The following is a 12,962-nucleotide window of genomic DNA, read 5'->3' as shown; positions in this document are numbered from 1 at the left end:
CTGGTGTTCTGAAAGAAATCAATGCTTGCCGTACAGCGTGACCACGCAGGCGCCGCCCAGGCCCAGGTTGTGCTGCAGCGCGAGCCGCGCACCGTCGACCTGGCGCTTGTCAGCCGTGCCGCGCAACTGGTGCGTCAGCTCGTAGCACTGGGCCAGGCCGGTGGCGCCCAGCGGGTGGCCCTTGCACAGCAAGCCGCCGGAAGGGTTGGTGACGACACGGCCGCCGTAGGTGTTGTCACCGTCAAGCACGAACTGCTCGGCGCCGCCTTCGGGGCACAGGCCCAGCGATTCGTAGCTCAGCAGCTCGTTGTGGGCAAAGCAGTCGTGCAGCTCGACCACCGGAATGTCCCGTGGGTCGACGCTGGCCTGCTCGTAGACCGCGCGCGAGGCGCGCTCGGCCATGTAGGCGCCGACGAAGCCTTTCATGGTCGGTGGCTCGAAGGATTCCTGCGGGTCCGTGACCATGGCCTGCGCCAGGATCGCAACGTCGGTGCGCAGACCGTGCCGCCGCGCGAACGCGGGCGAGCATACGATCGCGGCGGCCGCGCCGCAGGTGGGTGGGCAGGCCATCATGCGGGTCATCACGCCTTCCCACATGACCTGGTCGTTCATGACGTCTTCGGTCGTCACGATCTTCCTGAACAGCGCCAGCGGGTTGTTCGCCGCGTGGCGGCTGGCCTTGGCGCGGATCGCGGCGAACGTGGACATCCGGGTGCCGTACTTGCGCATGTGTTCGCGGCCGGCGCCGCCGAAGGTCACCAGATTGCGCGGGATCTCGCCGGCATCGCCGCACAGCGCGTCCTGTATCGGCAGCACGTCACCGCGCGGAATCGGGCGATCCGGAAAGTTGGAACGCGTGGCCCCCGGCTGCATCTGCTCGAAGCCCAGCGCCAGCGCGCACTCGACCTGCCCGCTCTGCACCGCGGCGCGCGCCAGGTAGAGCGCGCTGGAGCCGGTGGCGCAGGCATTGTTGACGTTGAACACCGGGATGGCCGTGCGCCCCACGCGGTACAGCACACCCTGGCCGCAGCTCGTGTCGCCATAGACATAGCCGGCGAACGCCATCTGCAACTGCCCGTAGCCGATGCCGGCATCGGCCAATGCCATGCGCACGGCATCGCCGCCCATCTCGAGGTAGCTGGGGCCAGCGCCGGGCTTGGTGAAGGGCACCATGCCGACGCCGGCGATCAGAACGTTTTCAGTCATGCGTTTTCCTTTGCGATTCAGGAGGCAGGACGCCCGGCCGCCATGCGGTCCCAGTCGTAGCGGAAGGCGCCGTCGCGCGCGAAGTCGGCCACGGCCTGGGCGTGGTAAGGCGTTTGCATGGCCACGGCTTGCGCGCTGGCCTCGGCCATGAACATCGCGGCGCAATCGGTCTCGAAACTCCTGTTGACCAGGTTCTTGGTCATGCCGGCCGCCTCGCGCGGGCCTGCGCACAGGCGCTGCGCAAACGCCCTCGCCTCGGTTTGCAGCGCATCGTCTGCATGGACCGCATGCACGAGGCCCCACGCCTGCGCTTCCTGTGCACCCAGGCGGCGCGCCGTCAGCATCAGCTCCTTCGCGCGGGACAGGCCCACGATGCGCGGCAGCGTGTGCAGCAGGCCGAAGTCGGGCACGGCACCCAACCGCGCGAAAGAAGCACAGAACACGGCGCGCGTCGATGCCAGTACGAAGTCGGCCTGCAAGGCAAGACCGAAGCCCGCGCCGTAGGCCGGCCCGTCGACCGCGGCAACGACCGGCACTTCCAGCTCGCGCAGGCGGGTCAGCCACTGGTGGGCCTTGCGCAGCCGGCCGCGCATGTAGTCCGCCGTCGCCACGCCCGGGTCGGTCAGCCGTTCGCGCATGAACTTGACGTCGCCGCCGGCAGAGAAGCTGCCGCCCGAGCCGGTGATCAGCAGCACGCGGATCTCGCGGTCGCTCTCGACGCGCGCGATGACGTCGGCGTAGTCCATCTGCAGTTCGGTGGACAGCGCATTGCGCAGCGCCGGGCGCTGGTGGCTGAGCTCGGCGATGCCGCCTTCGATGCGCAACTGCGAGGCGCGCAGGGTTTCGGTGGTGTCGTTCATGTCTGGGTCTCCTTGCTCGGTTCGGCCTTGGCATAGCGCTCGCGCAGCGCGCGCTTATAGAGCTTGCCGGTGGGAAGGCGCGGCATCTCGTCGATGAAGTCCACCGAGCGCGGCAGCATGTAGCTCGCGACCTTGCCGCGCAGGAAGGCGATGAGCGCTTGCGCCAATGCCGGCGTGGGTGCCACGCCGGGCGCGGGCTCGATGACGGCCTTCACGGCCTCGCCCATCTCGGCGTCGGGCACGCCGATCACGGCGGCGTCCTGCACGCTGGGGTGCAGGGCCAGCGCATCCTCGATGGCCTGCGGGTAGATGTTCACCCCGCCCGAGATGATCATGTAGAAGAGCCGATCGGTCAGGTACAGGTAGCCGTCCGCGTCCAGGTGGCCGATGTCGCCGATCGCGGTCCAGTTCGGGTGCCGTGGATGCTGGGCCGCGCGGGTCTTGCCGGGGTCGCGGTGATAGTGAAAAGGCAGGCTGTCGCGCTCGAAATAGATCAGCCCGTCCTTGCCCGCCGGCAGCTCGTTGCCGTCGTCGTCGCAGATGCGCAGCACGCCCAGCACGGCCCGGCCCACCGAACCGGGGCGCGCGAGCGCTTCCTGGCTGTCGATCGAGGTCAGGCCATTGCCTTCGCTGCCGCCGTAGTACTCCCGCACGATGGGCCCCCACCAGTCGATCATGCGGCGCTTGACCTCGGCGGGACACGGCGCCGCGGCATGGATGGCCACGCGGTGGCTGGACAGGTCGAAGGCTTCGCGGGACGCATCCGGCAGCTTCAACAAACGGATGAACATGGTCGGCACCCACTGGCTGTGGGTGACGCGGTAGCGCTCGATCAGCGCCAGCGACTCGACCGCGTCGAACTTGGGCATGAACACCACGGTGCCGCCGAAGAAGTGCGTGTTGGTCGCATAGGACAGCGGGGCTGCGTGGTACAGCGGCGCCGTGGACAGGTAGACCGAATCGGCATTGAAGCTGTAGCGGTGCATCATCATCAGCCGCGGGTCCGCCACGTCCTCATCGAAGCGCGCACGGGCCGCCGCACGCACGATGCCCTTGGGCCGGCCTGTCGTGCCCGAGCTGTACAGCAGCGTGCCGCCCACCCATTCCTCGGCCAGCCGCTGCGCCGGCGCACAAGCCACGGCCTGCTCGTAGGACTCCCACCCGGGGATGACGCCGTCCATCATCAGCCGGCGTGCGCAGTGCGGCGTGGTGCCGGTCAGTTCGGCCGCGACACCGGCCATGGCAGACGAGGAGATCAGCACCTGCGCGCCGCTGTCCTCCACGATGTAGGCCACCTCCCCCGCCGTCAGGAACCGGTTGACCGCCGTCACCAGCAGCCCCGAGCGAAAGGCCGCCCAGGCCACCTCGAAACAGCGCATGTGGTTCTCCAGCAGCATCGCGATGCAATCGCCGCGGCGCAGGCCCTGGGCATGCAGCACCTGCGCCAGCCGGTTGGAACGCTCATCCAGTTCGCGGTAGCTCAGGCGCTCGCCGCTGCTGCCGTTGATGACTGCAGGCTTGTCCGGCGTCAGAGCGGCAAAGTCTCCAAGGTAGTTCGCCGTTTTCATGCGGTGTCTCCTGCCGCGGACCGGTGCCCGCAGTCCTTGTTCATGTCACGCGTTCGACGGATTCAACTGGCCGCTCAGGTCGGCGTTCGGCGCCGCGCGTGCGACCAGGCCGGGCAGCACCTCGCCCAGTTCGGCAACGGTCCAGCGACTGTCTTTCTGCACATGGGGACCCGCGCGCCACCCCTCGGCCACCGTGATGCGCCCGCCCTTGGCGCCGAACACCCGGCCGGTGACAGCGCCCGAATGCACACTGCCCAGCCAGACGACCAGCGGCGCCACGTTCGCCGCGTCCAGTGGATCGAACCCGGCGGCGCCGGCGGGCGCCTTGGGGTTGAGCTGTCCGCTCTTGAACAGGTCTTCCGTGAGGCGGCTCATCGCGGTCGGGTAGATCGCATTGACGGTCGCGCCATAGCGCTCCAGCTCGCGCGACGCCACGATGGTCATGTTGGCGATGCCGGCCTTGGCCGCGCCATAGTTGGTCTGCCCGACGATGCCGTACAGGCCGGACGACGAACTGGTGTTGATGACGCGCGCCACGCGCGGGCGCCCGGCCTTGGCTTCTTCGCGCCAGTATGCGGCGGCATGGCGCATCGGTGCGAAGGTGCCGCGCAGATGGACGCGGATCACGGCGTCGAAATCGTCGATGTCCATGTTCACGAGCGTCTTGTCGCGCAGGATGCCGGCGTTGTTGACCAGCACGTCGAGCCCACCGAACGTGGTGATCGCGGTCTGGATCAGCCGCTGCGCGCCCTCCCAGTCGGACACGTCGTCGGTGTTGACCACGGCTTCGCCGCCCATCGCACGGATCTCGGCCACCACTTCCTGGGCGGGGCCGTTCATGGCGCCCGTGCCGTCGGGCTTCGCGCCCAGGTCGTTGACGACCACCTTCGCGCCCTGGCGCGCGAACTCCAGTGCGTATTCGCGGCCGAGGCCACGGCCGGCGCCGGTGATGACGACCACGCGGTCCTTGCAGAGTTGCTGCATCTCCATTCCTTTCGTTTCGCTGGGATCGATGTGCCGGACCGGGCGGTCCGCAGCGGCAGTGGGTGCCGCATGCATCGATGATGCGAAGCCGAAGGCCGCGAGCCACTAGCCGCGATGGCTAGCCGGCGTTCAGCGCAGCTTGGGGGTTTCCCGCAGCAGCGAGAGATCGCGCATGCGCGCGACCGCTTCGTCGCGCTCGGCGACGCCCAGCTTGCTGTAGATCTTGCGCAGATGCCACTTCACGGTGTGGGGCGTGACGCCGAGCACGCGGGCGATCTTCTTGTTGGGCATGGCCTGCGCGACGAGGTCGAGCACCTCGCGCTCGCGCTCGTTGAGCAGGTCGACGGCAACGCCTTCGGCTGCGGCGCTCGCTGCAACGCCGACAGCCGCACGCGCGCGTCGCGTGGCCGCGGCCGCATCCACCAGCCGCTGCGCATAGAACGCGAGCACCGGGTCGAGCGCCGCGTCCGCCAGCAGCGCATCGAGCAGCGACGGCACGTTCGCCGACACGTCCAGCAGGCTGCGCACGAGTCCGAGCCTATGGCCCAGCCGCAAGGCTTCGATCGCCTGCTGGCGCGCGGTCCGCTGGTTGCCGCGCCCCGACTCCGCGATGGCCAGTTGCAGCCGAAGCGCGGCCAGGATGCGCCACCGGCCGGCCGACGCGGTGCACTCGACGAGGGGCTTCAGGCAATCGACGGCGCCGTCGAAGTCGTTCCAGTGCAGGCACATGTCGGCGCGCGCACGCTCGGTGATGCGCCAGGTTTCGGCCGCCGTGCCCTTGCCCGCATCGGCATGGCGTGCATTCAGCACCTTGACCCGCTCGAACACCTGGTCGGCCTGTGCGGTCTCGCCTTGCTTGAGGTACAGGCGCATGCGCAGGACCAGCGCATGCGCGAGCAGGCGGTCCAGGCCGTTGCGCACGGCGTAGTCCTCCAGGTGGTCGAGGTGGTCGAGCGCTTCGAGGCGCCGGCCCGCCAGCCAGTGCGCGCATGCCAGGACGACGAAGGCGCGCAGCACCGCATCGGGAATCGAGGCGCGTTCCAGCACTTCGATGCGAGGCTCCAGCAGACTGCAGGCAGCTTCGAGTTCGTTCCACTCGTAGAGCACATCGCTTTGCAGGCCCGCGGCCATGCTGGCCACGCCGATGCGGGCGGCGCCGTGCCCGTGCGCCTCTTGCAGGACCGCACGGAACAGGTGTTCCGCCTCGGTCATGCGGCCTTCGAGCGCGTAGCTCATGCCGGCGAGACAGCGCCCGATCAGGCCGCGGCCGGTCGAGGTGCCGTGCTGCTGCGCGGCCTCTTCCAGCAGCGTGCGGGCCTCGCCGTAGGCGTCGCGGTACATGTGCATCCAGGCCAGGAGGTGGTTGCGCCCGGCGAAGATGGCCTGTGCATCGTCCGGAATGGCTTCGAGCTGCGGCGCAATCGCCAGCAGGGTCTCGGTGTCGTCACGCTGAAGCGCCAGACCGCCGCGCAGCAGCGTGAGACCCCGGCGCTGCAGTGCGTCCAGCGTGTCGAACTCCGCTTCCAGTTGCGCGATGCTGCCTTCAAGCGCTTCGATGTCGCGCGCATACAGGCGCAGGTAGGCGGCCACGAGCCGAAGCTCAAAGCGCGCCTGTACCTGCGTCGCAGGCAGCCGCCGCATCAGGCCGCCCAGCGAGGCCAGCTCGCCCCGGGCCAGCAGATCGGACGCGCAAGCCTCCACGATGTCGGCGGCCGCGTGCGCGTCGCCCGCCAGCACCGCATGGCGCACGGCTTCGTCGAAATGCCCGTGCGCCTCGAACCAGCGCCAGGCTTCGCCATGCAGCGCGCGGCGTTCGTCGCCCGGCAGTCTTTCCAGGCGTGCCAGCAGGATCTCGCGCAGGAGCGGATGCACGCGATACCAGATTTCACGGTCGTGGCTGCTGACCTGGCTGATGAACAGGTTCTCGCTGTCCAGCCGTGCCAGCCGCAAGGCCATGCCCGCGCCGGCGTGCGGCAGCGCCAGCAACGCGGCGCACAGGGAGGCGCAGAAACGGTTGCAGATGGCCAGCCGCGTGAGCAGCGCAAGCTCTTCGGATGGCAGGTGCGCCAGCACCTCGCCTTCGAAGTAGCTGGCGAAGGCCTGCGCGTCGCGCACCTGCACCCGCGCATATGCGGCGCCCTGCTTGGCCTGCATGTCGACCACGAACAGTTGCAGGCCGGCGACCCAGCCATCAGTGAGTTCGTGCAGCACCTGCACATCGCGCTTGTCGATGCTGCCCAACTGCTCGCGCAGGAAGCGCTCGGTTTCCTCGGCGGTGAAGCGCAGGTCACGCAGGTCGAACTCGCTCACGAGTCCTTGCGAGCGCAGCCGTGCGAACGACAGCGGCAAGGCGTTGCGCGAAGCAAAGGCCAGGTGCAGCCGCGGCGGTGCGTAGTCGAGCAGCCATTGCAGCACCTGGAAGATGCGGGCGTCCTCCAGGTGCTGGAGATCGTCGAGCATCAGCACCAGTTCCCGCGAGCGGGACGAGATGGCCTGCACGACGGTGATCACGGCGTGCTCGAGCGCCGACTCATCGCTGTCCCGCCCCATCAGGAGCGCCGCCTCGCGCACCGCGTCGGGATCGATCTCGCCGATGCTGGCCAGCAGGCAGTCGAAGAAACGTGTCGGCTCGCAGTCTTCGGCAGACAGGGACAGCCAGGCGACGTCGAAGTCCAGCGCCAGCAGTGCCTGCCGCCACGCCACCAACGTGCTGGTCTTGCCGCTGCCCGCGGGGCCCTGCACGACCACGCAGCGCTGGCGCCGGGCCTCCAGCAGCCGCGCCTGCAATGCGTCGCGCGGCACCAGCCGGCGCGACGGGCGCGGCGGAAGCAGCTTGGTGCTGGCGACCGGCTCGATCCTGCGGTCGGACACCACCGCAAGAGTGTTGTTCAAGGATTCATCCATGGACACGAAGGAAGAGATTCCTCGCAGTATGGAGCGTCCATGCCGGAATCAGTTTCGCGCGGCGCGCCATTCGGCGGCAATGGCGGCGAGATCGGCGTCCGGCAATTCCCGGGGTGGCCTGGGCATGGCCGGCACGGTGCGGCTGAAGCGTGGTGCCGGGGCCGGCTGCACCACGCCGTCGACCTCGACGAAGGTGCCGCGCGCCTTCATGTGTGCATGCTGGGGTGCCTCGGCAAAAGACAGCACCGGTGCAAAGCAGACATCGCTGCCTTCGAGCAGGTCGCACCACTGCTGTCGCGTGCGCGACTTGAAGCGCTGTGCGATCTGCACCTTGGCCTGCGCCCACGCGCTGCGGTCGTGCTGGCCGCCGAGTGCTTCGGCATCGAGGTCCAGCTTCTGCAGAAGCTGCGCATAGAAACGCGCCTCGATCGGGCCGACCGAGATCCATCCGCCGTCCTGGCATTCGTAGACCTCGTAGAAAGGCGCGCCGGAGTCCAGGATGTTGGTGCCGCGCCGTTCGTCCCACAGCCCTGCGGCATGCAGGCCGTAGAAGGAAGTGGCCAGCGAGGCCGCACCGTCGACGATGGCGGCGTCGACCACCTGGCCCTTGCCGGAGCCGCGTGCTTCCAGCAACGCCGCGAGCACGCCCATCACCAGGTAAAGCGCGCCACCGCCCATGTCGCCGGCCAGGGCCAGGGGAATCGAAGGCGCCTGGTCCTTGCGGCCGATGGCGTTCAGGGCGCCGGTCAGTGCGAGGTAGTTCACGTCATGGCCAGCAGCGTGGGCGAGCGGGCCGGTCTGGCCCCAGCCTGTCATGCGGCCGTACACGAGGCGCGCGTTGCGCGCGAGACAGGGCTCAGGCCCGAGCCCGAGGCGTTCGGCCACACCGGGCCTGAATCCCTCGATCAGCACATCGGCGTTTTCCACGAGTTCCAGCACCTGCTCGACGGCTGCGGGTTGCTTCAAGTCGAGCATTGCGCATTGGCGGTTGCGCAGCAGCAGGTTGTATTTGGCCGGGCGCTTCACGCCAAGGTCGGCCGCCTCGGTGCGATCGATGCGCAGCACCGTGGCGCCCAGGTCGGCCAGCAGCATGCAGGCCATGGGGCCCGGGCCGATGCCGGCAAGCTCCACGATCCTGATTCCTTGAAGGGGTCCCATCCGCTTGTCTCCTTCGATGCATGGCGACTGCCGGCCATGCTGATTGGTAAAAATTCAGGCAAGGGCCGGCGCGGACAACCGCAGCCGGACGAAATCGAACAAGCCGTCGGGCTGTGCCAGCAGGGCCTGGCCCAACAGGCGCGCGCACTGCGTTTCCGTGCCCGGCGCGGCCCGCCATTCATGCAGGCGGCGCGTGTACAGGCCGAGCACGTGCTCCTCGGTGATGCCGATGGCGCCGAACACGGCGTGCGCGATGGCACAGACGCTGCGCGCCGCCTCGCAGGCCCGCAGTTTCGCGGTGGCGGCCAGCAGCGGATCGGGCCGCATGCCAACAGCGCTGCAGCCCAGGCGGGCGGCCAGTGTGGCCGAATGCGCCTGTTCGGCCAGCACGCTGAGTTCCTGCTGCACGGCCTGGAACTGCGCGATCGGCCGGCCGAACTGCTTGCGGTCGCGTGCGTAGTCGGTCACCAGTTCGAGCACGCGTGCCATGGCACCCGCCATGCCTGCGGCGTGAAGCGCATTGCAGAGCGCCACGGCATCGGCGGCGCCTGCATCGAAGCGCGCCACCGCGAGATCGGGTGTGTGCCACTGCAAGGTGGCCGAAGCCTGCGGGCGCCACGCACCCGGCGTGGCCGCTGCGCGCTCGCGCGGCAACAGAAGCCACTCGCCTTGCCAGCTCACGAGCACCTGCTGCGCCAGCGCGCCGCCAGGCACGTCACGGCAAACGATGGCACCTGCGTCGCCGGGGATGCCGGGCGCGATCGCGATGGGCCCGGCGCCGTGCCGCTCGCCATGACCCGCCGCGGCCAGCAGAGCGCGCGCGACGGCGGTTTCGCCGAAGGGAAGCCCCAGCCCGGCCTTGCCTGTGGCGAACACCAGCGCGAACAGCTCGCGCAGCGACAGGCCCGCACCGCCCTGCTCTTCCGGCACGAGCGCATCGGTGTAGCCCAGCGCGTCGATGGCATGCCACAGCGCATCGGTGGACGCGCCCGCCTCGATGGCGCGCAGGCTGTCGTCGGTGCAGAGTTCGCGCAGCGGGCGTTCGAAATCGTCAAGGAGTGTGTCGTTCATCATGTGTCCTTGTGTGCCGTGCTGCTAGCGAACGCCCAGCCCGCGGGCGATGATGCCGCGCATGATCTGGCGCGTGCCGCCGCGCAGGGAAAAGCTGGGCGCCAGTTGCGTCACGTAGGCCAGGGTCTGCAACAGGCCCACCGATGGCACCGGATGGCCGGGCGCATCGAAGGCTTCCTCGATCCATCCGGGTATTGCCTGCTCGAACTCGGTGCCCAGGTCTTTCACCAGCGAGGCCTCGAAAGCGGGATCGAGCCCTCGGCCCAATTGCTCGGCCACGGCCAGCGACATCGCGCGCAGCACCGCCATGCGTGCGGCGATGCGCCCCGCAATGACCTGCACGCTGGCCGCCGGCGCCGCGCTCTGGCGCAATTCAGCGAGCCAGGCTTCGGCGAGCACGAGGCTGGAGTAGATGCGCTCGGGCCCGCTGCGCTCGAAAGCCAGTTCGGCCGTTACCTGTTGCCAGCCCGCGCCCTCTTCGCCAACCAGTGCATCGGCCGGCAACTCGACGTCCTCGAAGAGCACCTCGCAGAAGTGGCCGTCGCCACTGAGATCGCGGATCGGCCGCACGGTGACGCCGGGCAGCGCCATGTCGACCAGCAACTGCGACAGGCCCTTGTGCCGGTCTTCCGGCATGCCCGAGGTGCGGACCAGCGTGCACATGTAGTGCGCCCGGTGCGCATTGGTCGTCCAGATCTTGCGGCCGTTCAGGCGCCAGCCGGTGGCGGTAGGAACAGCCCGCGAGCGGACGCTGGCCAGGTCGGAGCCGGTGTCGGGCTCGCTCATGCCGATGCTGGTGAAGAGTTCGCCGCGCGCGATGCGCGGCACGAAGAACGCGCGCTGCGCCTCGGTGCCGTAGCGCAGGATCAGCGGCGCGGTCTGCCGGTCTGCGATCCAGTGGGCCGACACGGGTGCGCCTGCCGCGAGCAGTTCTTCCAGCAGCACGAAGCGCGCGAAGCTGCTGCGCCCCGCACCGCCATAGGCCGTGGGCAGCGTCAGGCCGATCCAGCCCTGGCGCCCGAGCGCGCGGCTGAAGTCGGCGTCGAACCCCATCCAGGAGCGCGCCCGCACGGCCGGCGGCACGCCGTGCAGCGCCGATTGCAGAAAGGCGCGGACCGGCGCGCGCAAGGCTTCGTCCTCCGGTGGAATCGCGACCAGCGAAAACGATTGCAGGGTGTTCAATGGTGTGTCCTCACAGATGCTTCATCGGGTTTTGCCCGCTTCGGGCGATGGATGCGAGCGCCATAATCCGTGTGGCTCCTGCACCGTTTGGCAGCCGCAGCGGGCCACCCGTCACTGCCGCAATCACCGAGACATTCGCCCCCATGGAGCTTCGCCAACTGCGGCAGGTCATCGTCCTGTCGGAGACGCTCAACTTTCACCGCGCCGCGGAACGGCTGCACATGGCGCAGCCGCCCTTGTCCACCTCGATCAAGAAGCTCGAGGAAGAACTGGGCGTGCTCCTGTTCGACCGGCTCTCCACCGGCCTGCGGCTGACCGCCGCCGGCGAAGCCGTGCTGCAGAACGCCAAGCGCGCGCTGTTCTTCGTCGACGAGGTCCGCCGCGCGGCGCGTGACGGCGTGGCCGGCGAAGAAGGCCTGCTGCGCATCGGCTTCGTCGGCTCGGCCACCTATTCGCTGATGCCGCAGATCGTGCGCAGCTTTCACCGCCAGTACCCGCGCGTGGACCTGGAGATCGAAGAGTCGACCACCACCGAGCTGCTGCGGCGCATCGAGGACCACTCGCTCGACCTCGCGCTGGTGCGCCATCCCGTCTTGACGCCGACCGCCGCGCAGCTCACGGTGCTGCAGCTTGACCACCTGGTGCTGGCCGTGAGCGCCGATTCGGCCTTCGCGCAGCGCAGCGAGATCGCCATCGCCGAGCTGGAGGGCGAGCCCTTCGTCGCGTACTCGCGCACGCTGGTGCCCACCATGCACGTGCTGACCATGCAGGTGTTCCAGGATGCCGGCGTGCAGCCGCGCATCACGCAAGAGGCGGTGCAGGTTCAAACGATCCTCGGCCTGGTGGAAAGCGGACTGGGCATGGCCCTGGTGCCGGCGGTGGTGCAGCGGTATGCCAGCAACGGCGTGCGCCTGATCCCGCTGACCGACATGCCCTCCAAGTACACCGTGGGCATCGCGATGGCTTCGCTGCCCGATGCCCTGACGCCGGCCGCGCGCAATTTCATCGCGGTGGCGCATGCTGCGGTCCATCCGTCTGCAACGCAGCCACCGGCTCAGTCTTCGTAGCCGATGTTGGCGGTCTTCACGATGCGCCGGGTCTTCTCTATCTCGGCGCGCTGAAACTCGCCGAAGGCTTGCGGCGCGCTGTAGAACACCGCCCCGCCCTGCAAGGTGATGAAGGCCTTGGCCTCGTCGCTTTCCATCAGCGCCCTGATGGCCTGCGATGCCCGGTTGAGAACGGGCTCGGGCACGCCTGCGGGAAAGAACACACCGGTCCAGGCATACGACTCGTAGCCGGGCGTGCCGCTCTCGCTCACGGTCGGCACCTGAGGCAGTTCCTTGATGCGTTCGGTCGCGGCGACGGCCAGCGCACGCACCTTGCCGCCGCGCACCAGCGGCATCACCGCGCTGACCTCGGCCATCGTGTAGTCGATGTTGCCGCCGGCCAGGTCGGTCATGGCCGCCGAGGTGCCCTTGTAAGGCACGGCCGTGGCCTTGATCTGGTTGCGCTCGTGCAGCAGTTCGAGCGCAACGCGGTAGGTGGCGGTGCCGCTGCCGAAGTTGAGCTTGCCCGGCGCCAGGCGCGCAGCCGCCACGAGGTCCTGAAGGGTCTTGAAGGGCGAGCTGGCGGGCACGACCAGCACCATCGGAAAACGGGCGATGCGCGCCAGCGGCTGGAAGTCTTTCACCGCGTCGTAGGGCAGTTGCCGGAACACGGCCACGTTGGTCACCATCGGCGAGTTGCTGGCGACGAACATCGTGTAGCCGTCGGCCGGTGCGGTGGCCACGGCGCGCGCGGCAATGAAGCTGTCGGCGCCGGGCCGGTTTTCCACGAGGAAAGGCTGGCCGAGTTTTTCGGTCAGGTGCCTGGCCAGAAAGCGCGCGGTGGTGTCGGCGCCGCTGCCGGGCGGCAGCGACACGATCATCTTGACGGGCTTGTCCGGGTAGCCGGCCGCGGCCGCCAGCGTGGCGGCGCAGCCGAGTGAGAGCGCCAGCAGCCAGCGTGCGAGCAAAGGGGTCTTCATGTC

At 68.9% G+C, this 12,962-nt stretch carries 10 protein-coding genes; 1 reads left to right on the top strand and 9 read right to left on the bottom strand.

The features are described from left to right. Positions 1-18: 18 nt before the first annotated feature. From H7F35_RS28685 to H7F35_RS28650, 8 genes are all read right to left on the bottom strand, one after another. Entirely contained in the window at positions 19-1,206 is a 1,188-nt protein-coding gene (locus H7F35_RS28685; protein ID WP_187109907.1) for a lipid-transfer protein, read from the bottom strand. Positions 1,207-1,223: 17 nt separating this feature from the next. Continuing rightward, positions 1,224-2,066 (bottom strand): enoyl-CoA hydratase/isomerase family protein, encoded by an 843-nt coding sequence (locus H7F35_RS28680; protein WP_187109906.1) that lies wholly within the window; start codon positions 2,064-2,066, stop codon positions 1,224-1,226. Further along, complete coding sequence (locus tag H7F35_RS28675) at positions 2,063-3,634, bottom strand: acyl-CoA synthetase (protein WP_187109905.1); 1,572 nt, start codon at positions 3,632-3,634, stop codon at positions 2,063-2,065. Before H7F35_RS28675 ends, H7F35_RS28680 begins: the two co-directional genes overlap by 4 nt. 45 nt (positions 3,635-3,679) lie before the next feature. Beyond that, the gene (locus H7F35_RS28670) at positions 3,680-4,618 is read right to left on the bottom strand and encodes an SDR family oxidoreductase (protein WP_187109904.1); all 939 of its coding nucleotides are present in this window, start codon (positions 4,616-4,618) and stop codon (positions 3,680-3,682) included. 129 nt (positions 4,619-4,747) lie between these two features. Continuing rightward, positions 4,748-7,510 (bottom strand): LuxR C-terminal-related transcriptional regulator, encoded by a 2,763-nt coding sequence (locus H7F35_RS28665; RefSeq protein WP_315970463.1) that lies wholly within the window; start codon positions 7,508-7,510, stop codon positions 4,748-4,750. A gap of 60 nt (positions 7,511-7,570) precedes the next feature. Next, the gene (locus tag H7F35_RS28660) at positions 7,571-8,680 is read right to left on the bottom strand and encodes a CaiB/BaiF CoA transferase family protein (protein WP_187109902.1); all 1,110 of its coding nucleotides are present in this window, start codon (positions 8,678-8,680) and stop codon (positions 7,571-7,573) included. A 54-nt stretch (positions 8,681-8,734) separates the two neighbouring features. Then, positions 8,735-9,751 carry an acyl-CoA dehydrogenase family protein gene (locus H7F35_RS28655; protein WP_187109901.1) on the bottom strand — a complete coding sequence of 339 codons (1,017 nt, stop codon included), beginning with the start codon at positions 9,749-9,751 and terminating at the stop codon, positions 8,735-8,737. A gap of 24 nt (positions 9,752-9,775) precedes the next feature. Then, entirely contained in the window at positions 9,776-10,933 is a 1,158-nt protein-coding gene (locus H7F35_RS28650; protein WP_187109900.1) for an acyl-CoA dehydrogenase family protein, read from the bottom strand. A 143-nt stretch (positions 10,934-11,076) separates the two neighbouring features. Between H7F35_RS28650 and H7F35_RS28645 the strand changes: the two genes are divergently transcribed. After that, the gene (locus tag H7F35_RS28645) at positions 11,077-12,000 is read left to right on the top strand and encodes a LysR family transcriptional regulator (RefSeq protein ID WP_187109899.1); all 924 of its coding nucleotides are present in this window, start codon (positions 11,077-11,079) and stop codon (positions 11,998-12,000) included. Here H7F35_RS28645 and H7F35_RS28640 read toward each other — a convergent pair. Beyond that, positions 11,988-12,959 carry a Bug family tripartite tricarboxylate transporter substrate binding protein gene (locus H7F35_RS28640; RefSeq protein WP_187109898.1) on the bottom strand — a complete coding sequence of 324 codons (972 nt, stop codon included), beginning with the start codon at positions 12,957-12,959 and terminating at the stop codon, positions 11,988-11,990. The genes H7F35_RS28645 and H7F35_RS28640 overlap by 13 nt on opposite strands. Between the last annotated feature and the right edge of the window lie 3 nt (positions 12,960-12,962).

It is taken from the genome of Variovorax sp. PAMC26660, from assembly GCF_014302995.1.
In the GTDB taxonomy this organism is placed as follows: domain Bacteria; phylum Pseudomonadota; class Gammaproteobacteria; order Burkholderiales; family Burkholderiaceae_C; genus Variovorax.
The sequence above is the reverse complement of the archived record's forward strand: the minus strand, read 5'-3'. Positions and strand labels throughout refer to the sequence as shown.